The organism is Pseudoalteromonas sp. SCSIO 43210, from assembly GCF_054133285.1.
In genome coordinates this window covers 3,266,891-3,292,629 of record NZ_CP087225.1, presented here as the reverse complement: position 1 = coordinate 3,292,629, position 25,739 = coordinate 3,266,891, and the positions used below count along the sequence as shown (strand labels likewise).

General features: G+C 39.6%; 22 protein-coding genes and 1 pseudogene. 11 read left to right on the top strand and 12 right to left on the bottom strand.

Features of this window, described 5'->3' with window-relative positions; translation table 11 throughout:
• Positions 1-23: 23 nt before the first annotated feature.
• From LOS73_RS14110 to LOS73_RS14100, 3 genes are all read right to left on the bottom strand, one after another.
• On the bottom strand, positions 24-1,511 hold the full coding sequence (locus LOS73_RS14110) for a tryptophan halogenase family protein (RefSeq protein WP_457933863.1): 1,488 nt from the start codon (positions 1,509-1,511) through the stop codon (positions 24-26).
• Positions 1,504-3,054, bottom strand: coding sequence for a tryptophan halogenase family protein (locus tag LOS73_RS14105; RefSeq protein WP_033028760.1), 1,551 nt, complete (start codon positions 3,052-3,054; stop codon positions 1,504-1,506). Before LOS73_RS14105 ends, LOS73_RS14110 begins: the two co-directional genes overlap by 8 nt.
• A 102-nt stretch (positions 3,055-3,156) precedes the next feature.
• Entirely contained in the window at positions 3,157-6,123 is a 2,967-nt protein-coding gene (locus LOS73_RS14100; protein ID WP_033028761.1) for a TonB-dependent receptor, read from the bottom strand.
• 688 nt (positions 6,124-6,811) lie between these two features.
• Here LOS73_RS14100 and LOS73_RS14095 point away from each other — a divergent pair.
• The 7 genes from LOS73_RS14095 to LOS73_RS14065 all read left to right on the top strand — a co-directional run bounded on the left by LOS73_RS14095 (position 6,812) and on the right by LOS73_RS14065 (position 11,231).
• Complete coding sequence (locus tag LOS73_RS14095) at positions 6,812-7,465, top strand: hypothetical protein (RefSeq protein ID WP_007375480.1); 654 nt, start codon at positions 6,812-6,814, stop codon at positions 7,463-7,465.
• Between the two features lie 3 nt (positions 7,466-7,468).
• Complete coding sequence (locus LOS73_RS14090; RefSeq protein ID WP_007375479.1) at positions 7,469-8,143, top strand: Crp/Fnr family transcriptional regulator; 675 nt, start codon at positions 7,469-7,471, stop codon at positions 8,141-8,143.
• Between the two features lie 70 nt (positions 8,144-8,213).
• Positions 8,214-8,621, top strand: coding sequence for a hypothetical protein (locus tag LOS73_RS14085; protein WP_007375478.1), 408 nt, complete (start codon positions 8,214-8,216; stop codon positions 8,619-8,621).
• Positions 8,622-8,704: 83 nt separating this feature from the next.
• A complete protein-coding gene (locus LOS73_RS14080) occupies positions 8,705-9,208 on the top strand; it encodes an Mpo1 family 2-hydroxy fatty acid dioxygenase (protein ID WP_007375477.1) in 504 nt (167 codons plus the stop codon).
• A gap of 60 nt (positions 9,209-9,268) precedes the next feature.
• Positions 9,269-10,060, top strand: a complete 792-nt coding sequence (locus LOS73_RS14075; RefSeq protein WP_007375476.1) for an SDR family oxidoreductase — start codon at positions 9,269-9,271, stop codon at positions 10,058-10,060.
• A gap of 61 nt (positions 10,061-10,121) precedes the next feature.
• Positions 10,122-10,715, top strand: a complete 594-nt coding sequence (locus tag LOS73_RS14070; RefSeq protein ID WP_007375475.1) for a DUF2238 domain-containing protein — start codon at positions 10,122-10,124, stop codon at positions 10,713-10,715.
• 60 nt (positions 10,716-10,775) lie between these two features.
• Positions 10,776-11,231, top strand: coding sequence for a GNAT family N-acetyltransferase (locus tag LOS73_RS14065; RefSeq protein WP_007375474.1), 456 nt, complete (start codon positions 10,776-10,778; stop codon positions 11,229-11,231).
• A 34-nt stretch (positions 11,232-11,265) separates the two neighbouring features.
• On the opposite strand, the gene LOS73_RS14060 is transcribed toward LOS73_RS14065, so the two are convergent.
• From LOS73_RS14060 to LOS73_RS14030, 7 genes and pseudogenes are all read right to left on the bottom strand, one after another.
• Complete coding sequence (locus LOS73_RS14060) at positions 11,266-11,568, bottom strand: hypothetical protein (RefSeq protein ID WP_033022984.1); 303 nt, start codon at positions 11,566-11,568, stop codon at positions 11,266-11,268.
• Positions 11,569-11,641: 73 nt separating this feature from the next.
• Positions 11,642-12,007 (bottom strand): cupin domain-containing protein, encoded by a 366-nt coding sequence (locus LOS73_RS14055; RefSeq protein WP_007375472.1) that lies wholly within the window; start codon positions 12,005-12,007, stop codon positions 11,642-11,644.
• Positions 12,008-12,126: 119 nt separating this feature from the next.
• On the bottom strand, positions 12,127-12,642 hold the full coding sequence (locus LOS73_RS14050; RefSeq protein WP_033022982.1) for a hypothetical protein: 516 nt from the start codon (positions 12,640-12,642) through the stop codon (positions 12,127-12,129).
• A 213-nt stretch (positions 12,643-12,855) separates the two neighbouring features.
• A pseudogene (locus LOS73_RS14045) lies at positions 12,856-12,988 on the bottom strand (transposase); the annotation flags it as partial.
• A 127-nt stretch (positions 12,989-13,115) separates the two neighbouring features.
• Complete coding sequence (locus LOS73_RS14040; RefSeq protein WP_007375470.1) at positions 13,116-14,072, bottom strand: DUF4062 domain-containing protein; 957 nt, start codon at positions 14,070-14,072, stop codon at positions 13,116-13,118.
• A gap of 746 nt (positions 14,073-14,818) precedes the next feature.
• Entirely contained in the window at positions 14,819-14,998 is a 180-nt protein-coding gene (locus LOS73_RS14035; RefSeq protein WP_007375469.1) for a DUF6435 family protein, read from the bottom strand.
• A gap of 165 nt (positions 14,999-15,163) precedes the next feature.
• A complete protein-coding gene (locus LOS73_RS14030; protein WP_033028774.1) occupies positions 15,164-16,339 on the bottom strand; it encodes a PQQ-dependent sugar dehydrogenase in 1,176 nt (391 codons plus the stop codon).
• A 266-nt stretch (positions 16,340-16,605) separates the two neighbouring features.
• Here LOS73_RS14030 and LOS73_RS14025 point away from each other — a divergent pair, with 266 nt between their 5' ends.
• The 3 genes from LOS73_RS14025 (at position 16,606) to LOS73_RS14015 (ending at position 19,891) form a co-directional block, all read left to right on the top strand.
• On the top strand, positions 16,606-17,649 hold the full coding sequence (locus LOS73_RS14025; RefSeq protein WP_007375467.1) for a flavin reductase family protein: 1,044 nt from the start codon (positions 16,606-16,608) through the stop codon (positions 17,647-17,649).
• Positions 17,646-18,698, top strand: coding sequence for a fatty acid desaturase family protein (locus LOS73_RS14020; RefSeq protein WP_033028765.1), 1,053 nt, complete (start codon positions 17,646-17,648; stop codon positions 18,696-18,698). Before LOS73_RS14025 ends, LOS73_RS14020 begins: the two co-directional genes overlap by 4 nt.
• 134 nt (positions 18,699-18,832) lie before the next feature.
• Positions 18,833-19,891 (top strand): branched-chain amino acid aminotransferase, encoded by a 1,059-nt coding sequence (locus tag LOS73_RS14015; protein ID WP_269634966.1) that lies wholly within the window; start codon positions 18,833-18,835, stop codon positions 19,889-19,891.
• Positions 19,892-19,972: 81 nt separating this feature from the next.
• Here the strand turns inward: LOS73_RS14015 and LOS73_RS14010 are convergent, their stop codons facing one another.
• Both LOS73_RS14010 and LOS73_RS14005 read right to left on the bottom strand, forming a co-directional pair.
• Positions 19,973-22,543: a TonB-dependent receptor plug domain-containing protein gene (locus tag LOS73_RS14010; protein ID WP_033028766.1), complete on the bottom strand. Its 2,571-nt coding sequence runs from the start codon at positions 22,541-22,543 to the stop codon at positions 19,973-19,975.
• Between the two features lie 518 nt (positions 22,544-23,061).
• Complete coding sequence (locus LOS73_RS14005) at positions 23,062-23,376, bottom strand: DUF962 domain-containing protein (RefSeq protein WP_007375463.1); 315 nt, start codon at positions 23,374-23,376, stop codon at positions 23,062-23,064.
• A 167-nt stretch (positions 23,377-23,543) separates the two neighbouring features.
• On the opposite strand from LOS73_RS14005, the gene LOS73_RS14000 reads away from it, so the two are divergent.
• Complete coding sequence (locus LOS73_RS14000) at positions 23,544-25,700, top strand: prolyl oligopeptidase family serine peptidase (RefSeq protein ID WP_033038319.1); 2,157 nt, start codon at positions 23,544-23,546, stop codon at positions 25,698-25,700.
• Positions 25,701-25,739 lie beyond the last annotated feature (39 nt).

The window sequence follows — 25,739 nt, the reverse complement described above, 5'->3', positions numbered from 1 at the left end:
AGGGCTTTTTTTAAAGAGGATATTTATGCTGGGCAATACTGCTTTAAAAACTCATGATGAGGCGGTAATTGGCTGACGCGTTGCTCTATTTGTTGCTTAATACCGTGTAAAAAACGGGTGAGTTCTTCGTCGCTCATCATGCTGGCTATTAAGTGATGTTGATTAGGCTCAATACCTTGACCAAGCATAACTTGCACCCACGAATCGACTCTAAAAATGTCGCCATCGTCTAGAAATACACGGCCTGTTTGCTTAAACAAATCAATTTTATGTTGAAGTGTTTTTGGCACTTCCATGGCATTACAATGCTGCCAAAACTCGCTGTCATCGCGATTAGTTACTTTGTAGTGCAGCACGATAAAGTCGCGAATATTTTCAATTTCGCTTTTAAGCTGTTTGTTGTATTCATCAATGGCGTGATTGGTAATGCCATTAAACGGAAATAAACGCATAAAGCGAATAATACCCGACATAATTAAGTGAATGCTGGTGGACTCAAGTGGCTCTACAAAACCGCTAGCAAGGCCAAGCGCTAGGCAGTTTTTGTTCCAGCCTTTTAAGCGACGCCCTGTTTTAAATTTAATAATACGCGGCTCTGTAAGCGGCTCGCCCTCAATGTTATTTAATAATAGCGCTTTGGCTTGTTCGTCATCCATATATTGGCTGCAATAAACTAATCCGTTGCCGACACGGTTTTGCAGCGGTATACGCCATTGCCAGCCGCTTTTGTGGGCAATAGAGCGGGTAAGTGGCAATACGGTCTCGCTGGTTGATTTTGTTTGCACGGCAATGGCGCTGTTACACGGTAGTAAATGAGACCAGTCTTCGTAGCCAGTATGCAATGCTTGCTCTATTAATAAGCCTCTAAAGCCGGTGCAATCAATAAAAAAGTCGCCGTTAATGTGCTCACCACTATTTAAAATCAATGATTCTATATGGCCCGTTTTAGTGTTTTTTATTACTTTTTGTATTTTACCTTCAATGCGTTTTACACCTAATGGCTCTGAAAATTCACGTAAAAACTGCGCGTAACGCGTGGCATCCATATGGTAAGCATAGTTAATGGGGTTTTGCTGATTAAACGCAAATTTACCGGCTTTAGCCGCTTGCAGCTCGTAGCAGTAATCGCCAAATGGGTTGTTTATTCCAAGTACTTGACCTTGCAGCCAAAAGTGATGAAATTCACCCGCCCAGCATTCTTTGCCCGTTGCGCCAAATGAGTGAATATAATGCGTGTTTTCATCGCCCCAGTTTTCAAAGCTAATACCTAATTTAAAGCTTGCTTGAGTGGCTTTCATAAATGCTTGCTCGTTTATACCCAGCAATTTATGGAATGTACGAATAGGCGGAATTGTAGCTTCGCCAACACCTACAGTGCCAATATCGTCAGATTCAATAAGGGTTATGTTTATATTGTTACCAATTAGTTTAGCAAGTGCCGCTGCGGCCATCCAACCAGCGGTGCCGCCTCCAGCAATTACTACGTTTTTAACAGCGTTTGTTTTAGTCATTATGTGGCTGCCCATTATTTGATAAAAGGTGATTTAAAAGCGCGCGATTACTTGGCAGCCCATTTAAGCACTGCGCTATTTTTTCGCGATTTTGCTGGTAATAATAATCCCCAGCACGTGGGTCGTTAAATGTATTTTGTGCAGAGACTGTTTGTGTATTAAAGCCCATGCCATATAAAACGTATTGGTAACTGCTTGATGAAAACACTTCTTCGTTTTCAATAAAATCAAAGCGGCTAGGGGGCTGAAATTGCCAAAGTTTAAGTAAATTTTGCAGGCGCTCGGGCGCGGTATTTAAATTACTAATATCTTGCCAATAAGGAGTATCGTCGCGCTTGCTTAGCACATAATGAAGTTTTAAAAACTCAATAACGCGTTGCCAACGAGTGCTAAAACGGTCATTAAAACGCGTTTTAAGCTGGCTCATGTGGGTGCGGTTTTGCGGGAGTTGCTCGCTTATCATGCTAATTGAAAGCTCAACCATAGCAAGAGCTGACGCTTCAAGTGGCTCTAAAAAGCCAGCTGACATACCTACGGCAACACAGTTTTTAATCCAAAACTTTTGTCTGTAACCAGGGCTGAATTTTAATACGCGGTAGGTAAGTTGCTCAGCTTGTTGCTCACTGGTGCTTTTGGTTATGTAGCTTTTTAGAGTATTTGCTGCGCTTTCATCACTTTGATATTTACTACTAAATACATAACCTGTGCCACGGCGTGTTGGCAGGGCTATGTCCCAAATCCAACCGTTACTTTGCGCTGTAGATAGCGTAGCAGAGGCAATTGGTTGATTGATGTGTGCATTAGGTATTTGCGCCGCAACAGCGCTGTTATTAAATAAAATATGATCTTGCGCTATAAACTCACTATTAAAATGATCACCAATTAAACGAGCGCAAGAGCCTGAGCAATCTATAAATAAATCACCCGTTATATCGCCATTATTATTTGTTTTTAATGCGGCAATATAGCCATGCTCGTCGTTAATAACCTCGGTTACATCGTCAGTAATATGAGTAACATTTAGGTTTTTAACGCAGTAATTTTTTAAAAACTCAGCAAATTTACCCGCATCTAAATGATAGCCATAGTTGGTAACTGCTGCATATTCGGGAGTTTGTAATTGTTTTGGTGCAAGTGCTGCTTGGCATACAAAGCTTTGCATATTAACAACGTCGGCAAATTTTTGGTTAGGTGCAATACGTTGCCAACTGGCGTGTAAATTAGTGTGCTCGTAGCCTTGTGGATTCATAAAAGGGTGGTAGTAGTTTTCTCCCTCGCTGAGGTTTCGCCAATTTATAAATTTAGAACTTTGCTTAAATGATGCGTCGCACTGGGTTATAAAATCACTTTCTTTAATGCCAATGCGCTTTAGCGTATTACGCATTGACGGCCATGTACCTTCGCCCACACCCAATATAGGCACATTTGCCGACTCCACTAACGTTACATTAAGGTGCGGGTGTTCGGCGGCTAATAAGCCTGCGCTTAGCCAGCCGGCAGTACCACCACCTAAAACGACTATTTTTGTTATTGGTTTGGTCATGAGTTAACCCCCTAAAGTTGATAACAATTAAACTAGCATTAATACTGTTTTAAATACAAAAAAGCCGCTAGTAAAAACTAACGGCTTTACTTTGTATTACCTTTAGAAGTTGTAACGCATACCAATATTGTAACGTGCACCTAGCTGTTGTAGGTTCCACAATTGAACTGACGTACGGCCATGTTCGCGGCTGTTTTGTTCAGTAATATTAAGGCCTTCAACAAAAAACGATAGTTGTTCGCTGTAGTTGTACGCAACATTAAAGTCGATTTGATAATATTCTTCAGTAAAGCCTGGCTCGTTTACGTATCGAGCTGCGCTATTTAAAAACTTATCACGCCAGTTGTAAGCAATACGTGCCTGAAAATCATCGTTTTCGTACATTGCTATAAAGTTAGCTGTATCGCTTAAACCCACTAATGCAAATTGTGTTGTAGTAGGGTCAGCGTTTACATCAAAGTCTATGTCGCCATTAACTGTGGTGTAGTTTGCTTGCACACCAAAGCCGCTTTCACCAAAAAAGTGCTGAAAGGCAATTTCGAAACCATCAATAGTGGCATTTTTATTGTTGGTAGGTACTTGCGCTGTAAATTCTAGTAATGGGTCATCGCTGTTAGCAATTACATCGTAAGCGGCTTCAAACTCTTCGTAAGTCATAGAGTCAAAATCAACGCCATTTTCTGTTGCGGCAACCATTTGAAATAAGTTTGAATCGGTTAGAGCAAGTCCGCGAGATTCTAGCTCAGCAATGGCAGCTTGAGCGCGAGGACCCGCTGTTGCATCGCGTAATCCGTAGTAGTTTTGCGTCATTGGTGTTAAACCAATAAAGTTTTCGATGTCTTTAGTGTAATAACCTACCGACACATAACTTGTTTCTGCAAAGTACCACTCAGCCGATACATCAATATTATCTGATTCAAGCGGCACTAAACCAGGGTTACCCGTTGACGCAGTAGCCGGTGAAGAACCCGCTAAAAGAGTAGGGGCGCCCGGTACACCAACAGTCGCTGCTGAACTTAAGTTGTCGTAAGTTGGGCGAGCAATTGTTGTGCTATAAGAAAAACGCGCTTTTATGTTTTCGATTACTTCTATGTCAAAGTCAAAGCTTGGTAAAAAGTGATCGTAGCTAGATTTAAGCGTGAAATCTTCTTTAGCTGAGCCAAAACGAACATTAAAGTCGTTATTACCTTCCCACGCTACTGCGTTAGGTAAGTCGATATTAGCCGTTGAGGTAATGTCGGTAGACTCTTGGCGCGCGCCAATTACAATGTTGTATGGCATATCGCCAATGTATCCGTTGTAAGTAAATTGCACAAACGCTGCGGTTATATCTTCTTCAATGGTGCGGTTAGTTGCAAATGCGCCATCGGCTGCAAAGTTAAACCCGTATTCTTCACCTGCCCAGTAACCAATTTGCGATGCGCTGCCAGTATAACCTTGGTTGTACGAGCCCGATGTATCGTAGTCGTCAAACTCAGCTAAAAAGTTTGTTGGGTTTAGGTAGCCATCAGGCAGTTCGCCTGGGTTTTCGATACCCCAGTTACCCATTGTATTACGTGTAAGTGATTGCAGTGAATGGCTTTCCATAGAGCGAGACTCTATACCAAAGTCAATTGCACCGTTTTCAATTTCGTATTTACCATGGATTCTAAATTCTGTTATTTCAGACTCTTGGCGAGCAAAGTTAGAATCTAAAATAGACGTACCCACATCAGAGGCATCTAACGTGTTATTACAATTTAGGTTATCTCGGCGGCAATCATCAAAATCGATACTCATTGATGGAAGTTCGCGGCTAAAATCAACTTCTTGTGCGTTAACTACGTTTGCACCCAAGCCTGCGTTTACCCAGCTGCCGTAAGGTGCATCTGGTTTGCTAGTGGCTTTTGAATTGTGCGCATCAAACATAAAGCTCAATTCTGAATTGAAATAGTACTCAACGTTTAAACCAATAGAGTCGTTTTGGTTAACTTGGTTTAACTCTTGAAACGCTAAACCTAAATCGCGTGTTTGCTGATCGCGACGTTCTTCTCGGTAATAAATAGGAGTTTTTACCGTGTTATCGTCAAACGTTAGCGCGCTTTTGTAGTTATCCATCCATATTGATTGCTCAGCACGGGCTTCGAATAAATCTTGCTTAGAATATGTGTAATCAAGCGTGGCTGTTAAATCGTCAATAGGGCTGTACTGCAGCGTTAATTGCGCGTTTGTACGAGTACGTTCTCTGTCGGCAATGGTGTAGCGCAAATCTGATGGCATTGAATAAAGCTGGCCAACGGCGGGTGCATTAGTTAAAACAATATCGTCTGCAGCTTGTGGGATTGTGCCGTCAAAAGCTGATGTATTCCATTGATTTACAAATGCACCTGTTGATGAGCTATCGCGCTGTTGCATACTTGCAGTTAACGAGGCACCAAATTTAGCTTCACTGTCGGTCCAGCTAATTAACCCCGAAAGCTCTGGTGTTATGTCATCACCAACGCGGTTTGTTGAGTCGTGTAATGCTTTTACGCCAATGCTTGAAACAAAGCCTGGGTTATCAAGTGGGCGAGCGGTATTAATATTAATTGTTGCGCCAATACCACCTGATGCAATGCTTGCTTTACCAGTTTTATATACTTCAACCGATTTAACGCTATCAGACGCTAAGTTTGCAAAGTCAAAAGCACGAGAGCTGGGTGTACCACCGCCTGCAGGCAAAGATGCCGCCGGCATTGTACGCCCGTTTAGGGTTACCATATTGTAGTCGGGGCCAAAACCACGAACCGTTACTTTAGAGCCTTCACCATTTGAGCGATCAATCGACACACCCGTAATACGCTGTAGCGACTCGGCTAAGTTGGTATCGGGGAATTTACCAATATCTTCAGCTGATATAGCATCTACAACACCAGCGGCGTCGCGTTTTAAACGAGTCGACTCTTTAATACTGCTTTTAAAACCAGTAACTTGAATTACTTCAACATCTGTATTTGCTTCTTGTGCATATACAGGTAAAGAGATTGATGCGCCTAAAATCAGAGATAGGCTAGTGGCTATCTTTGTTTTTCTTACAATATGGTTGGACATTCGGTTTCCCTCGCGCTTTTATCATTATTATTAACAGCTTGTATGGGGCTGTTATTGTGTAGTTATAAACATTGTCAAATGTATGGAAGCGCTTCCAGAAAGGTCTGTTTAACTAGGCTTTGTGGAAGCGCTTCCAGAAATGCTAGTTTAAATTTTGTATAGGGTCAACTATTGTTTTAATAAAATGAGACTAAATTGTTTTTAAAATGTATGTTTATTGGATTTGATTTTATTTAAATTATAAATTACAGGTGGTTATAAAAAACCATTTGAAATGGTGGTGTAACAATATTTTATTATAAGGAAGCTGGTTATTGATTCATTTAGTTATTTACACACTGTTATGAGGTGTTTAAATCAGCTTTTAGTAAGGGCTAAAGTTAATAAATCGGCCGTGGTCACTCAACAAAAAATAGGTACATTTGCTAACTTAGCGAAAATGCCGATGTAGTGATTATGTAAAACGCAATTGATGAAAACGCATCAAGCGGCGGTACTATCTCACTTTATGAATAGGTTATTAAAAAACCAATAATTGTTTAAAAAATCGTTAAATAAATCACTAAAAAGTAAGGTAGTTTTTGCAGAATATGGTTTAACCATAAACTTATAAAGTATTACGCATAAGGGAGTTGCGAGTCGCTAGTTTTATCGCTATTTTAAAGGTTCTCTCATAGATGGATTTTTTATGCGCAATAAATTTTTAGCGAGCTTTTATTCTTTTTTCTTATTAGTACTATTTGGGTGTGATGATCAAGTTTCGTCTTCGCAGAAAAAAGCCCATTTAGAGGATTTAGTAAAACCATCTTCAGATTCAAAACAACAAGAACAATTTACTAACGTTGAGGATCCAGTGTTAGTACTAGGGTTAGTTGCAACACATTGTAAAATGAATGAAACCGCTTATATAAACGCTAAGATGCAAAAAGTGCTGCGTAATCCAAGTGAAGATATTGCTTATAAACTTGAGCCTACTGATAACGTACTTTCTATTTGTGTTGCTAAAGACGACTCATCATTGAGCTATCGATTTGGTCGAATTAATGACATAGGGCTTGAAAAAGAAGCTACACCAAGTGCACCATTTGGTAGTTACTACAGGCAAGTAGGGCGTATTGGCGAGAGTATTTTATTTTTTAGTAATGGCGAGTATCATTATTATATTATTAACTCAGGCGGCATGGGCAGTGGTGTAACCGTTAATGTTTATAAAAATAAAACGCTAATAACTGAGCTTTTTTCAGGTAACGATCCTTATGATGACTTTGTTATAGCAACTGATTTAAATTTACCAAAAAAGCTGGTCAGTGAAAGGCAGCCTTTTAATAAGAAAATGCAGTAAATAATGACTCCACAACAGCAAAAGGTGATTGAACAAGGACACTGGTTTAAAAACCGCAGCCCTTATTTAAAAAGCTTTTTATTAACGCAAGGCAAAACGCTCACGCTAAAAGCCCAGCAATCATTATTTTTGCGAGGTGATAAGCACGATGGAATTTATGCCGTACTTAGCGGCGTGGTACGTATTAGTGGCGTAAGCAACGAAGGCAAAGAAGCCGTATTGAGTTTTGTAGATACGTCGCTGTGGTTTGGCGAAGTTACCTTGTTTGATGGTGGCCGGCGCACTCATGATGTATATGCACAAACTGATGTTGTGCTTTTTTACGTACCCCAACGCGCGCTTGAACAGCTTTTAAATGAACAGCCACAATATTGGCAAGAGTTTGGTTTATTGCTGGCACAAAAGTTACGGCTAATGTTTACCTCAATGGAAGATCACGCATTATTAAGCGCTGAACAAAAAGTATGTAATCGGCTTTTAATGTTGAGTGAACACACAGAGCATTTAACACCGCTTGTTTTATCTCAGCAGCAACTTGCTGATATGACCTACCTAACGCGCCAAACTATTAATCAAATACTGCAACAACTTGTTAGCCTACAAGCTATTAGCTTGGGGTATCAACGTATTACTATTATAGATAAACAAAAGTTACAGGCCTGTGCTGCACAAGCTTAAATAGGCTGGGTATTTTTAGTTGGAACCAAAATTGCTAAAGATAATGTAATGCAACAATGGATTTGAGCTAATGACAACAATAACCTTTAAAAATCAATATAGTAACTATAACTCATCGATTATAACTAAAGCGGCAAGCCCGAGCGAAGTTACGGCAACTAATGTCCTCCCTAATGAAAAAACAAGTGAAGTTAAAGGCATAAGCTCAGGCCCTCAAGAGCAAACATTTTTAGAAAGCGCGCAAGAAGCGCTGGTTTATCAGCGCTTAGGTGTAAATAAAGACAAGATAGACGAGCTCAAAGCGGCAATAGAAGAACTCACTAAAGAGCTACAAGGTGAGGGCGCAGACCCTGACGCAATTGCTGATAAAATTGAGGAACTTCAAAAAATGATCGATCAAGAGTATCAACAAGGGCGCGAGCGAATTGATATGCAAGGTGAGCATGAGCCGGGTAAAATAATTTCTGCATTTGCTTAATTTACACAATGTCGGATACCTGACATTGTTGTTGTGTCTACTTTTGCTAAAGTAAGTTTTACACATAAATTAAAGGCAATAAAATGAAAACACTTCAACAGCAACTTGGTAAATATGGTTTGTATCATCGTTCTAAGCGTAATGTACTAACGCACTTTTTTGGTATTCCGCTCATTGTATTTGCAGCGTTGTGTTTACTAGCGCGCATTCAAATACCCCTTGGTAGCTTTGTAATTGATGGCGCACAACTTTTTGTATTAGCGTCGGTTGTTTATTATTTTATGCTGAGCTTTTCGCTTGGCTTTATTATGGCCGTGATATTCACTTTACTCCTTGTTGGTGCTCAGCCTATTGCGGCAATGGCGTTTTGGCCGTGGTTGAGTATTGGCGTAGGTGTGTTTGTATTTGGCTGGGTACTGCAGTTTATTGGGCACTATTACGAAGGTAAAAAACCAGCGTTTGTAGATGACCTAATTGGTTTAATTATTGGCCCTTTGTACGTAACTGTTGAACTACTATTTTTAATGGGTTTTTACAAAACATTAGAAGATGAAGTAAACGCAATAGCGGGTCCTACAAGGGCGTAAAATACTTTACTAAGTACCTTTATAAAACCTAATAAATAACAATAAAAGGGCAGATAACGCATGCAATATAATAATAAAACCGTGTGGATCACCGGCGCATCATCAGGTATTGGTAAAGAGCTTGCTATACAATTTGCCGAGCTTGGAGCGCGCGTTATTTTATCGGCGCGCAATGTAGATAAACTAAACGATTTAAAAGCAACGCTTAAAGGCGAAGGGCACTTAGTTGTGCCGCTGGACTTAGCTCAGCCAGAGCATGTACTGAGTACAGTAACAGCAAAAATGAACGAGCTTCCTGCAATTGATATTTTAATTAATAACGGCGGCGTATCGCAGCGTAGCTTATTTTTAGAAAACGACTTTAACGTGTATCGCCAATTAATGGAGGTTAATTACTTTGGCTTAATTGCACTTACTAAAGCTATATTGCCTGCTATGGTGGCAAGGCGCAGTGGCTCAATTGTGTCTATTAGTAGTGTGGCGGGTAAAGTTGGTTCAAAATTTAGAACGGGATATTCGGGTTCTAAATATGCGGTTGTTGGTTTTATGGATTGCCTACGTGCAGAAGTTGCTGAACATAATATTCATTGTTTAACAATTTGCCCAGGTTCTATTAAAACAGCAATTGCGCATAACTCACTAAACGAGCAAGGCATAGCGCAAAATAAACCAGAAGAGTCGATAGAAAATGGCATGGATGTAAGCGTAGCAGCTTCAAAAATGATTCGTGCCATTAGTAATAAAAAAGACGAAGTGATTATTGGCAAAGGTTTAAGTGGTTGGGCGCCCACAATTAAACGCTTTTTTCCTACTTTGTTTAATCGCATTACTGCAAAAACAAACTATAGGTAGCGTCGTTTATTTCAAAGGCGTAAAATGCCGTAAATTTGATCAATTTAGAAAAGGATTCTAAATGAAGTATTTATGGCTGAGCCTGTTTTTTATTGTATTAATTTGGTCTGGTATTAACCCAAAAGATCAATTTACATGGCTGCTTGAAGTTATCCCCGCAATTATTGGCTTAGTGCTGCTAGCAAGTACCTATAGCCACTTTAAACTTACCCCTATTTTATACACTTTTATTTTAGCGCATTGTATTGTGCTGATGATTGGCGGGCATTACACCTACGCCGAAGTCCCTTTTTTCGACAACCTATTTGGTAGTGAGCGTAATAACTACGATAAAGTAGGGCACTTTTTTCAAGGGTTTGTACCTGCACTACTAGCTCGCGAAATTTTACTGCGCAAAAAAGTAGTAAATGGTCGAGGCTGGTTAATCACCTTTGTTATTTCGGTATGTTTAGCATTTAGCGCGTTTTACGAATTAATAGAGTGGTGGGTTGCAGTATTAAGCGGCGAAAACGCAGAAGCATTTTTAGGCACGCAAGGTTACGTGTGGGATACCCAATCAGATATGGGACTGGCGTTATTTGGGGCTATTTGCTCATTGTTAGTACTTTCAAGAGTACACGACAAACAGCTAAAAAACGTTAAAGATTATTTATAGGCTATAGGAACGTTCTATAGAAATGTTTATAAAAACATTGATAAAAAAGACTACTAACGTATGACAGTAAACACTAGTAACTACTCAATAAGTACAGACAAAAGCAAACTTAACTTTAACGTTATTTATAACTTTATTGCTAATAGCTATTGGGCCAAAGGCATTCCTAAAAGCGTGATGCAATCGGCTATTGATAACTCAATGTGTTTTGGTGTTTACAGCGCTCATAACGAACAAGTTGGCTTTGCCCGAGTAGTGACCGATAAAGCAACCTTTGCTTATTTAGCAGATGTATTTATTGCCCCGCACTTGCAAGGTAATGGGCTGAGTAAGTTACTTATTAAAACGATAGTAGAGCACCCTGAGCTACAAGGGCTCAGGCGCTTTTTATTAGCGACTTCTGATGCACATGGCCTTTACGCGCAATACGGGTTTAAACCGATAGACAACCCCGCACTACTAATGCAAATAAGTCCTGAGGATGTGTATGGTAAAAATTATCGTGATACCTATTAAATGGGGGAAGAGTAAATTCCGTCTAATGTTCTTGTTAGGTGTTTAAGCTTGATAGCATCATATATGTGACAAATGCAAAAAGACAAATAGGCACTAAAATATATGCGACTACATCTGACATACACCAAGTCCCTTCAAATAGCTGATCCCTTCTAAAAAGAGAAATAGTTGTGCCGTAAACAATTATAAGAACAACAGCTATTATTGGCATCCATGAAATTTCATCATTTGCCAAAAGCAATAATGGCAGCAATAAAGATATACACCACAGAGTAGCTACAAAACTTGCGCTTTTATAAAAGCTTGCCAAATACTTCATAACATCTAACGTCCGCATGCTGGTTGGCTAATATCCGAAGCGTAGGAGCCAACCAGTATTTATCATTGTTGAAGCGTTTGTTAGCTGTGCATTACACCCAAACATCATCTTCTGCTGTAAGTTCGCTACCTGAATCACCAGTATTAACAACACCTTTAGGTTCAACTATCATGATTTTACATTCTGAAGTTGCTATAGGTTTATGTTCAATGCCTTTAGGGATTACAAACATTTCACCTGATTCTAATGTAACGACTCCATCGCGAAATTCAATGTTAAGGCACCCTTCAATTACAATGAAAACTTCGTCAGTATCCGGGTGATCATGCCATACAAATTCACCTTCTACTTTGACCAATTTAAACTGATAGTCATTCATTTCTGCAATTACACGAGGAGACCAATGATCTGTAAACTTAGTAAACTTTTCTTTAAAATTGATTGCATTATGTTTCATGAAAACTTCTCTATAGCTAGTACAGCTAGCGCCCGCATAAAATGCGGATAATGCTTGGCTAAAATTAGCGAAGAATGAGCGTCAGCCAAGCGTTTGACGTCATTTTTGATGCGCTTAAGTTATCTATTTAGACGGTATAAGCCACATTCATTAGCCCATTTTTCAATTTTTTCTGCGTGTTTAGGATTACGTAAATAGAAAACATTAGTGTCGTCCCAGCTTTCAAAATATACAGCCTCCAACTCAGGCAGCATCACTTTATAAAAATGACTACTATCTACATTATGTGGAGCGCACATTAGGTAAGCTTCTTTAGCAGCGTCCGAGGTAAATTTGCGAAACTGTGGTTTAGCTGAACTCCAACGACCTTTAAATGTAAAGTTTAGAACCTCAGTGTTGTCGATTAATTTTTTCGCAAATTTAACGAATTTTGCATCTCTACTTTGTTGCTCCTCATCAGCAACATCAGATAAGTATTTAATTGAGTCTTCTGCTCCCAACCAACGATCGAAAACCGAAACCGCCATGTAAGTATATGCATCAGTATCTTCTACAGCATACAACTTATCAAGATCTGGATACTTTTCTCGCAAGTCTATTTGAGATTGTATATCCAATGCCAGAAATTTACGCATATCTTCCTTGGTAACTTAACGAGCCTGTAGATTAACTCGTTTTTTAATTTTTTTATTGATAAATAAACCATAGCTGAGTTCCTATTTTGGTTCAATTGATTACTGTATTTTTACGTAGAATATTGAAGTGTTTGATATTGTTTTAATTAGCGTTTTGGAAGGGGGGACGGGTGTTTGAGTGGCTTTTATTTAGGGTAAAATGGCTTATCCTTCTTAATGCATCGTGTTTTGCAGCTTTTCTATATTATGAACAAGGCAATACAGTTGCCGCAGCGTGAAGTAAGGCATTCACTTTCATTTGACCCCGTAAGGTCAATTTATTCATACCTTTGTTCACTGTAATGTTCCGCTTTTTATTTAAAGGAAAGTCGGTTCAAGGTAATTAGGATGGGTGTCATCCTAATTTCTGCCCATTGCGGACCCGCATGATGGGTGTTGTGGGGGCTGGAGGTTAGAGACCTCCGGCTACCCGATTAAGTTCTATTTTTTAAGATTTGCTTCTTTTCAATATAAGCTAAGAATTCTTGCCCTTGCTTAGTTAGAGAAAAACGACGATATTTTACAGATGCGACTTTTTCATTTATTACGAGATTATGTATTTGTAACTTAGGAAGTATATTTTGATAAACAAACATGGTTAAATCATCAGTACCATGCTGATTTGTAACACCTGTAATTAGATGATCTTTTAGCCACATCAGCGCAGCGAACAAATTCATTTTAGGCTGTTCCATAGCCTTCGGAAAATCAATTTCAATTGATTTCAAGATCAAAGCCAACTCTTCATTTGACGAATCTTCCTTAGATGATGGTGCATTTTTAAGCTTGTCTTGAAGAGAGCCCATCTCATTTGTCAGTTCTCTATTTTCTTTAGTTAATCGTGTTATTTCATCAACCAAGCTTTTCGTATCTGGTACTTCTGCGCCTGATATCCAACCGTCTAATTCTCTAGTTGCAGCAATCTCAGGTAAACTTTCCAGAACACATAATCGAATATCTTTTTCATCTTCGTAAAATGATGACATATTAGATAATACTTTTTGTTTAAATGCTTTCAATTCGACTGGATGATCTTTTTCGAAAACAGAAGCACCAACTTTTTTAATTTTTTCATCTAACGCATTATCGTTTATAACAACTGCGAATAATGGTTTCCCTATATCTAAAGCATAATTGTATTCTAACTCTGTATAACTTAAACCACTGTCTGGCTCAACACTTCCATATCTTCCACCTAAAATTAACATATAAACATCTGATTCATCGATCCAACGCTTAATAATACTCCATTGGCTTTGATCTCCGGCTGTAAATAATTCCATCCCAGCAGGTATATGTCCTGATTTCAAAATTGCGGACACAGCGGCTTGTCTTTCAGGAACTAAATCTAAATAGGTTGATGAGACGAATACTTGTAATCTTTTTTTCATTAATTTCTCTTTAAACACAGAAGGTAGATAGCAACACGGGCACTTAACACTTTAGTATTTATGCAACACGTAGTTTGTGTTGCATAATCGCTTGTTGGACTGAGGCGCTACCTGCTCGGTGTGTTCGCGTTGGTATTGTTTATGCTATGGACTTTACTTATAAAGAAAGGCTTTTTATGGCCTAACCGATATTTAGCCAATTTCATTGACGTGTATATCGTATCTAAGCTATCCCTGCGTTACTCAGCGTTTATTATGTCCCCATTAAACCTAATATTTAACTGTTAAGCAATGATATTTTCACCACGCACAGTCGCTACTAACCTGAGCAATTAAGCAGGTTAACTCATTGATTCTATTCAGCAGGCTCGCCCACTAACTCGTTCGCTCTGTTGTAAGAATTGCTGTTTCCGACGCTGATATACCAATAAATCGTAAGTAACTGCTTTAATTACACTTGCTTGTGTAAGCATATTATAAAGGGTGGTTTAGGGATGGTGGAAGCTGTAAAAAACGAGGTCATAAATTATTTACTAAACGCGTCTTCCTGCTTTTGAAACAGGGCTGACACGTTTAAGTATACTTATACCAGTCGACTTAAATATTTAGCCTTTCTAGCGTGCTAAATAAAGCGTTAACGGCGTTATAAATTTCTCATGTAGAACAACTACATGTCGAAATTTATGCCTTGTTATCACTCTATTTATCCGTCGCTATAAATGTCTAATAACTTAATACGATTGGTATTATTTGGCTTTTTTAGCCTCTAGAGTTTCTATTTCACTCCAGATTTTTTCGGCTTCTGCGCTTAACATTGCAAAGCTTTTAATGTCGCCTTTTCTTTGTGCCTGCATGCCTTGCTCTAGTTTTACGTCGTATTCTTTACGCAGTTTTTTTACGGGATCAGGCTTTAAAAATGAAAACATTAGTATTCTCTTAATTTATTAAGTTATATGTAATTAGTGTACGCATTAATGGGCTTAATAGTTCTTTGTTTGGTGAAAATGTTTACTTTGCGCTTTAAAAGCGCAAAGTAAACACGGTGTAATTATTAACGTACTGTGTGCTAGTTCTGGTTCTAGTGCTAATGTTTACATTTCTGGCTCTAGGCGTTTAATACCTTGCCCATCAATACCTAAATAAATAAAACCATTACTGCTTTGGGCTAAGCTGCGTACTCTGCCAATTCCATCGAGTATTTTATATTGCTTAACAACCTTACCTTTTGAGAGCTCTAGTGCGCTAATGAATGCAAATTTCATTGATGCTAGTAATAGCTTACCTTTAAGCTTTGGGTATTTATCACTCGTTACATACAACATATCGGATGGCGCAATAGAAGGGGTCCAGTGTAATGCGGGCGATTGCATGCCGTCTTTTTCTTTAAGGTCGGTAAACTTGGTACCGCTGTAGTTAACGCCATAGCTTACTAAAGGCCATCCGTAGTTAGCGCCTTTTTTTATTATATTAAGTTCATCGCCGCCGCGTGGTCCGTGCTCGTGAGACCATAAAATATTGTTTTGATTATTAAACCACATGCCTTGTGGATTACGGTGCCCATAAGACCATGCCGCATGTTTTGCATCTTTTTGTTTAACAAACGGATTGTCGCTTGGGATATTACCGTTTTCGTGTAAGCGATAAATTTTACCGCCATCACGCGTGAGATCTTGCGGGTTTATGTCGCGCGAGCCGCGATCGCCAATTGAAAAATAAACATAACCTTCATTATCAAACACAATACGGCTGCCGTAGTGCTGGCCTTTGGTACTATTATGCTCGCCTTTGTATAGCAATTGCTGATCAGACAGCTGCGTATGATCGCTATTTAGCTTGGCGCGCATTAAGGCGGTGTTACTTCCGCTTCCTTTGCCCTCACTACTTGAGTAACTAAAGTACAGCCATTGGTTTTGCTTACTATCGGTGTGTAGTGATAAATCAAGCAATCCACCTTGGCCATTAGCATCAATGTCGGGAAGCCCTGAAACCTTAGTTAATTTAGTGGTATTTTTAGGTAATAAAAATAACGCTCCGCTGCGCTCAGATATTAGTAAATCACCATTAGCTAAAGGCTCAATAGCCCAAGGTATAACCACACCTTCTGCCGCTGTTATTGCGTTAACGCTAAGCGATAAAGTATCTAGCTGTTTATAATTTTTTACGTAATCGCTTTTTGCATGCGCGGGTGCGTTAGTAGCAAATATAGCAACGGCTAAGCCTGCATTTATTAGTTTAGGGTGAGTGTTATGTGACCTTAAATTTATCATTATGGCTTCCAAAATTAATCCAATCTTACATAACCTTATCATGGCATAAATAAATTTGTTAAGTGTTGAGTTGAATGAAAAATGCACACTTATATATTTTAAAATTACTTCTTCACAGGAAATTGTTTTAGCAAATTGCGCTAATAAAAATTGAATAATTACTCTATTGGGGTTGAAAACTAAAAATTTCAGCGTACACTTGTGCGCTGAAGTTTGGGCGTACACGTGTAAGTTCAAAGTAATTAAGATTTGATAGAGATTTAACCATGATGACTCAAGTATTAAACCAATTTTCAAAATGGTTTTTACACCATCAAAGTTTTGCAGGCTACATAGAGCCAATAATGCAGGTGTTTAAACCTGCGTGGCGTGCAGGGCAGTTTAGAGCGCAAGTAGTTAGTACCGCTGTGCTTGATGGCGGTTTTTTAAGTGTGCAACTTAAGCCAAGCAAACAATGGCAGGCACATACGTCAGGGCAGCATATAAGTTTAACGGTTGAAATTAATGGGCGATTATTAACACGCGTTTTTACCGTGGCCTCAAGCGCTCAGCAATTTAAAAATACAGGTTTGGTGCGCTTACTAATCAAAACAAATGCGCAAGGGCGCTTTACAGGCTTACTCAGCAGTGCATTAAAAGCGGGGTTGTGGTGCAATATTTCTGCGCCAAGCGGCGACTTTGTTTTTAAAAACACACACACGCCAGCCACTTTTATTGCAGGCGGCTCGGGTATAACACCTATGCTGGCTATGCTTGATGATTACTTAAGCCAAACTACGCAAAAAGTGTCGTTAGTGTATTACGCAAAAGCCACTGAGCATCAATGTGTTGATGAGCTAAGTGAGTTGGCAGCGCAATTTGAGCATTTTTCGTTTTTATTATTAACGCGTGAGCAATCAAGCGATATAACCAGCAATATTAAGCCGTGGGAAAACCCAGACATTTACTGCTGTGGCCCTGCAGCATTTATGCAAACGGTGAGCGATTTTGCTAAAACGCATAAGCTAAATTACTACCAAGAGGCCTTTGGTTTGGCGCTGCCTACCTTAAACGACGACAGCCAATTTAATGTAAAAATTAACGCTAGTGCCCATGTTGTATCGGGCAACGATGTTTTACTGACTCAGTTTGAAGAAAAAAAGCTCCCCGTTAAACGCGGTTGCGGTATTGGTATTTGCCATCAATGCCAATGTATTAAAAAGTCAGGCGTGGTACGTAATTTAAAAACAGGTGAATTGAGTGACAACGGCGAGCAATTAATACAACTTTGCGTAAGCCAACCTGTTAGTGATTTGGAGTTACAATTATGAAAAACATTAACTATGACATGCTCGCAAGCGAGCTAGATGCCATTAAAATGGACACCCTTGGCAAAGTAGGCCAACAAGATGCCGACTATATTCGCTCTGTTGTGCGCAAACAGCGAGTGTGTGAATGGAGCGGGCGAATTTTGCTAATGCTCGGTTTTATTCAACCATTATTGTGGGTTGCAGGTGTGTTGTTATTAGCGCTTGCTAAAATTTTAGACAATATGGAAATTGGCCACAATGTAATGCATGGTCAATACGATTGGATGAACGACAAGCAACTCAACTCACAACATTATGAGTGGGACATAGCGTGCGATGGACAAAGTTGGCATCGCGTTCATAACTTTGAACACCATACGTATACTAATATTATTGGTAAAGACAGAGACTTTGGTTATGGCTTGTTGCGTTTAAGCGATGATTTTAAGTGGCGTTTTAAAAATGTATGGCAGTTTTTTACGTATATTAATTTAAGTGTGTTATTTCAGTGGGGCGTGTCGTATCACGAGTTAGCAGCAGAGCGTGTTTTTATTGGTAAAAAGAAAGAAAACCGCGAAGGGCTTGTTTCACACTCTACATTAAAGCATCGCTTTTTTAGTAAAGGCGCTCGCCAATTAATTAAAGATTATGCGATATTTCCGTTACTTGCAGGGCCTTTATTTTTATGGGTATTGGCGGGGAATTTAGTAGCAAACTTAATCCGTAATTTATGGACGTCGACCATAATATTTTGTGGTCACTTTACTGAAGAAACGCAAACTTTTAAACAAGAAGACTGCGTAAACGAAACCCAAGGGCAGTGGTATTACCGCCAAGTATTGGGCTCGTCTAACATTAAAGGGTCGCATTGGTTTCATGTTTTAACAGGGCATTTGAGCTGCCAAATAGAGCATCACTTATTTCCAGATATGCCGTCTTCGCGCTATCAAGAAGTTGCACCTCAAGTACAAGCCGTTTTGAAAAAACACGGCATTGATTACCATACAGGTAGCTTTTTTAAACAGTATACCTCGGTGTTAAAACGTATTATTAGGTATTCGTTCAAGTAAATTATTTACCTTTAAGAATCGGCTAGTGCAACTGCATTAGTCGATTTTTTTGTTTATAGCACCCAATGCGGTTGATTAGTAAACAGTACTTGCAAAAATTTCTCATAGTTAATTAAAAAAGCCTTACTTTAGCTATGGTTAAATGGCGGGTGATTGTCATACAATGGGGGAAAATAGACCACACAAGAGAGATTAAAATGGCCGCATTTGGTACCGTGTTTATGCCGCAGATGATTCAAGCTCGTTTTTCTGATAATAAATGGAGCGAAAGCTCAATTGTCCCTTCCGATAAACTTGAACTTCATGCTGGTGCGCACGTTCTTCATTATTCAAGTACATGTTTTGAAGGCTTAAAAGCCTTTCGCCATGAAGATGGTTCTGTTTATCTTTTTAGAATGGATGCAAACATTGCACGCATGCAACAAAGCTCAGCGCTATTAAGCTTACCGAGTTTTGACAGCGATATGCTAAAAACGATGATTATCGATATTATGCGCGAATACGCAGATGAAACGCCATTACCGCCGGGCTCTATGTATATTCGCCCAACACACATTGGTACTGAGGCGGCAATTGGTAAAGCAGCAGCGCCATCAATGAGCTCGCTTTTGTACACGTTACTATCGCCAGTGGGTGATTACTTTGCAGGTGGTGCAACTGCACTACGCGTACTACTTGAAGAAGATGGTATGCGCTGCGCGCCGCACATGGGTATGGTAAAAAGTGGTGGTAACTACGCCAGTGCTCTAGCACCTATTAGTGCTGCACGAACTAAGTATCAAGCAGATCAAATTTTATTTTGCCCAGGTGGCGACGTACAAGAAACCGGTGCTGCTAACTTTATTTTAATTGATGGCAACGAAATTATTACTAAAGCGCTTGATAGCACGTTTTTACATGGAGTAACGCGTAATAGTATTTTAACCATAGCCAAAGATTTAGGTATGACGGTAAGCGAGCGTAACTTTAGCGTTACTGAGCTATTAGAGCGTGCTGCTAAACCAGGTACTGAAGCGGCGCTTTCGGGCACTGCAGCTGTACTAACTGCTGTGGGGACGTTTATTCATAACGATAAAGAATACAAAGTAGGTACTGGCGAGCCAGGCCCAACGACTGCGCGCCTTCGCCAAGCATTGAACGATATTCAATGGGGTAAAAGCGAAGACAAACACGGCTGGTTAACTAAAATCTAATTATATATTTAATAGCAACTCGCGTTAAAAAGCCACCTAATCGGTGGCTTTTGTGTGTTTGGTTACTTTAAGCTGTGCTTATTAAAACTTCATTTCTATTTTACCGTACACGTAGCGTCCGTTAAATCCATACGCTGAGAAGCTAGAGTAAGCAAATAAACGCGAGAAGGTTGTTAAATCGTCAACATTTTCACGGGTTGCGTCTGGGTAAACATCAAAAATGTTATTAGCCCCTAAGCTCAGCGATACGTTGCTAGTAAGCGAGTAGGCCACATCTAAGTCAGTTATCCATTTAGGTTTAAGCACTTCGTTACGTTCTGGGTTATCTGAAGGGTCTTGTGTTTCACCGTAACGCGTTGTTCTAAGCGTGGTGCGCCATTGATCCATATTCCATGTTGCACTTAAATTGTATTTATTACGCGGTGTACTTACTTCAAAACGACGTAGTTCGTTACCAGAGAATAAGTTGTCTTGATCAAACCCAGCACCTTGCAGAGCTGCTGGTGGGTCAATTATATCGGTAACTTCATTTTTACCGTAGTTATAACCTAAGTTAAAGGCAACATCGCCGTAACCATCGGTTGGTACATTATAAGAAGCTACAACATCAACACCGCGCGTTTTACTGTCAATTGCGTTTAAGAAAAAACGACCTTGGTTAGCGCCTGTACCTTCAAGAAGTTGCTCAATAGCAGCGCCCGATAAGTTGTTTGATAGCACAATGCGGTCATCAATTAATATTTGGTAGTAATCAACCGATAAGCTGAAATTAAAGTCGGTAGACCATGTAAAACCAACGCCGTAGTTTGTGGCTTCTTCAGCATCAAGACCCGGCGAGCCCAGTGCTTTTGCTACATCGCTGCTTGGTGCAAAGGTACCGGTTTCGGTTGGTTCACCATCAACAAATACAGTGGCCACTGAGGTAAAGTATTGTTGCTGCAAAGAAGGTGCTCTAAAACCAGTAGAAACAGAGGCGCGTAGTGCTAAGTCTTCAGTTAATGAGTAACGAGTTGCAACTTTACCATTAACGGTATCGCCAAAGTCTGAGTAATCCTCGTAACGAGCGGCAACTGTTAGGTTCCAATCATCGGTAAGGTAAGTTTCAAGGTCTATATATAAGCTCACGTTATGACGGCTATTATCACCTTCGGATTCCGGTGTAAATCCAGGAAAAACTTGTGATCCCGCTGCGCCAAATGGGCCATCAACAGGGTCGGTTACTGCACCGCCTGGGCCAAATGTGCCTTGTGCGTATGAGGCTTCTTCGCCTGCATCTATTTGGTAACCTTCGCGGCGATACTCAGCACCTACAGCTACGTTTACAGAGCTTTCTAAAAAGCTGACGTCTACTTCACGGCTAAAATCAACGTTTAAGGTAAGTTGATCGTAAGTAAGTGTTCCGGCATCAAAGCTTGTTTGGCTAGTAGGGCCGTATGAAGTATTTAAGCTGTTGGTAACACCAAATTCAAATGCATCTTGACCATATACGGCTGATACATCGTAATTCCATTCGCTTACAAAACCTTTAACACCCAGAGCTAATGAAAAGTCATTTATATCTGAGGTAATAACCGGTAAAAAACCATCAGGATAAATCTCTTCTACGTTACGACTATCGCTTGCGCGACGATAAAACCCGCCGCCTTCGCCTTCACGTTTGCTGTAAGAGCCAAATGAATATAAATCGGCGTTGTTTGTTAACTGGTAACCTGCGTTGTAAAAAATAGAGAAGTCTTCAACATCGCCATTACCAAAATTATGGTTATATCGATTTACGGTCAGTTCGCGTGGGTCGAGTGAGCCATCTTCTAATCGTGCATAGTTTTCACGTTGGTCGTAGTCTGAGCGGTTAGTTGAATGGCGATCGCGGTATTCTGTTGAGATGTTTAAAAAGCCATTATCGCCTAGTTCAAAACCCATATTACCTTGTAGGGTTAATGTTTGACCGTCGGTTAACGAGCGATCGCTACCCTCGGTAAAGGCTAAATCACCATCACTGCCTTCAGATACTGACTTTAGCTGTGGTACACCATCCATTTCAGTAACGTTAGCGCCATAGTTTGCTGAAAACGAGCCACCGCTGCTGGCACTTTTAAGCACAATATTAATAACACCGGCTATAGCATCAGAGCCATATTGCGCTGCTGCACCATCACGTAATACTTCAATGCGGGCAATAGCATTTGCTGGTATCGCATTTAAATCAACCGATGATGAACCACGACCCGTTGAGCCATTTAGGTTAAGCAGTGCATTACTGTGGCGGCGCTTGCCATTAACAAGCACTAGTGTGTGATCGGGTGCTAAGCCACGAAGTTGGGCAGGGCGCACATGGTCGCTACCATCTGTAAGGGATGCCTGCGGAAAGTTAAAGCTTGGTAATAAACTGCTAAGCAGGGCATTCGTTTCAGTAAAACCTGAATTATTGAGTGCATCAGCACCTATAATATCAATAGGCACTGAACTATCTTCTACTGTACGACCTAATCGGCGAGAGCCTATGACGCTTATTTGTTCAATATTTTCTTCTGCTTTGGTGTTTTGCTCTGCAGCATTTACTGAGAGCGAACCCAGTAGTGCAGCAGAGGCGCTCATGGCGAGTAATATTTGTGGTACCGATGTCTGTAATTGAAATAATGGCTTTTTATTCATGTTCTATTTCCCTCATTCGAAACCCATTGAATTATTCTATTTTTTTATACAAAAAAGTGGGTAAACCTCTTTGTTACTTTGAACATATACTTAATTAACAAAGTCAGTCAATTGAATAACATTCAATTAATCTAGGGATTTTTATAATTACATTTGGTTGTTTTTTATAATGACCATTGTTTTAGTTATATAGCTAAGGTGATTGCTAAGTAATTGATGAATAATGAATTATATTTAAAAGTTAAATTTAACGTTTAGTTAACTGGTAAGATGAGGTTGATGGCTTTAATTAATTGAGAGTAGGAAGCCGTTTTTATTGGGCTGGCAATAAACAGCTGTTGAGCTATAAATATTTTTAAAAAATGTAAAATACAAAACCACCCATTAAATGTTAACTAAATTAACATTTAATGAGTGGTTTATAAATTATGTACTACTTATTAGAACCTATACTCTAAAGCATGAAGTAATTTTGTTTTTATAAGTAATTGGTATAAAAAAGAGTGCTAAAAATAGTGTTAAAATTTAATTTTTCCTACAAGCATATCTTTAAACATTACCCAATCTCCCCACAAACTGTAAAAAGGGTGTTTAAAAGTAGCAGGGCGGTTTTTTTCAAAAAAGAAATGCCCGACCCACGCAAACCCATATCCAATAACAGGTAATAGCCATAATAAACTGTATTGTTGTTTTATTAATGCTATTGCGCTTACAGCAAGAACCAGTGTACTTCCTATAAAATGTAAGCGGCGGCAAATAACGTTGCGGTGCTCTTTTAAATAATAAGGGTAGAAGGCTTTAAAACTTTTAAATGTGGGGTTTGTACTTTGCATTGCGTGCTCTTTTATTGTTTTTTATTTTATGAAGATTGTGGGCTATTAAAGCGCACCTTTACATTTGTTTACAACGACAAATAGCATTGAACGCATCTTAATAGACAAAAGGATTAAAAGTTAATAACTTCTTATGCTATTAATAATAAATAAGAACCGAACTCACCATGTTTAAGCAAACTTTAACATGTGCTGTACTTATGGCACTTAGCGGTTGTTCAGAGCCAACTAATACAGTAACTCAAGAAGAAGTAAAAGTATCAATGAAACAAGTAAATACAATTGTGTACCCAGAGACTAAAAAAGGTGAAGTGGTAGACACTTACTTTGAAGAATCGGTGACGGATCCATATCGTTGGCTTGAAGATGATATGAGCAGAGAAACTGCCGATTGGGTTAAAACGCAAAACAATTTAACGTTTTCTTATTTAGAACAAATACCTTATCGCGATAAGTTAAAGCAGCGCCTTGAAAAACTAATGAATTACGAAAAAATAGGCGCTCCTTTTACTGAAGGCGATTACACCTATTTTTATAAAAACGATGGCCTGCAAAATCAATATGTTTTGTACCGCAGTAAAGAGGGCGGCAACGTTGAAGTATTTTTAGATCCAAACAAGTTTAGTGACGATGGTACGACGTCTATGTCGGGTTTATCGTTTTCCAAAGATGGCTCGTTGCTCGCATATCAAATATCTGAAGGTGGTAGCGACTGGCGTAAAATTATAGTTATTGATGCACATACTAAAGAACAAGTTGAAGAAGCACTTGTTGATGTTAAGTTTAGTGGCATAGAGTGGCTTGGCAACGAAGGTTTTTATTATTCAAGTTACGAGAAACCTAAAGGCAGTGAGCTTTCGGCTAAAACAGATCAGCATAAAGCGTATTACCATAAGCTAGGTACTGCTCAGTCTGCTGATAGTGTTGTATTTGGTGAAACTGATGAGCAGAAACATCGCTATGTAGGCGCTGATGTAACTCATGACGGCCGCTACTTACTTATTTCAGCTAGTACGTCAACCTCAGGTAATAAGCTGTTTATAAAAGACTTAACAAAGCAAAACAGTGAGTTTGTAACGGTTGTTGGAAATACTGATTCAGATACATCAGTGATTGATAACGAAGGCAGCAAGCTATTTTTAGTTACTAACCTTAATGCACCAAACAAAAAAGTAGTGACAGTTGATGCAAGCAACCCAAGCCCAGAAAATTGGGTTGATTTAATTCCTGAAACCAAAAACGTACTAAACCTTACAAAAGGCGGCGATACCTTTTTTGCAAACTACATGGTTGATGCGATTTCGCAGGTAAAACAGTACAACAAAAAAGGCGAGCTAATTCGCGAAATTACATTGCCAGGCGTGGGTACAGCACGTGGTTTTGGCGGTAAAAAAGATCAAACAACGCTTTATTATTCGTTCACTAACTACAAAACACCAGGTACTACTTATACGTTTGACGTAACTACGGGTGAATCGGGTGTTTATCGTAAGTCGGCTATTGATTTTAATAGTGATGATTACACGTCTGAGCAGGTGTTTTACACATCAAAAGACGGTACTAAAATACCGATGGTAATTACCTATAAAACAGGCATTAAGCTTGATGGTTCAAACCCTACAATTTTATACGGTTACGGTGGTTTTAATATTAGTTTAACGCCAAGCTTTAGCCCCGTTAATGCAGTATGGCTTGAGCAAGGTGGTGTATACGCCGTTGCTAATATTCGCGGTGGCGGTGAGTACGGTAAAGACTGGCATAATGCAGGCACTAAATTGCAAAAGCAAAATGTGTTTGACGACTTTATAGCCGCGGCTGAGTACTTAAAAGATAAAAAGTACACCTCTAAAAAACGCTTAGCACTTCGCGGTGGATCTAACGGTGGCTTATTGGTTGGCGCCGTAATGACGCAGCGCCCAGACTTATTTCAGGTGGCTCTTCCTGCTGTAGGCGTACTTGATATGCTGCGCTACCATACATTTACTGCGGGCGCTGGTTGGGCATACGACTACGGCACTAGTGAGCAAAGCAAAGAAATGTTTGAATACATTAAAGGTTATTCACCACTTCATAATGTAAAAGCAGGTGTTGAGTATCCAGCTACTATGATCACAACTGGCGATCATGATGACCGTGTTGTTCCTTCGCATTCGTTTAAGTTTGCAGCTGAGCTTCAAGCAAAGCAAACAGGTAATAACCCAACGCTTATTCGCATAGAAACCAATGCGGGGCATGGTGCAGGTACACCAACGAGTAAAACAATTGAGCAGTACGCTGATATATTTGGTTTTACGTTGTACAACATGGGCGTAAAATCTTTATAAAACGTTCCAACTAAATATAAAAACTAAAAAGGCCGAGTA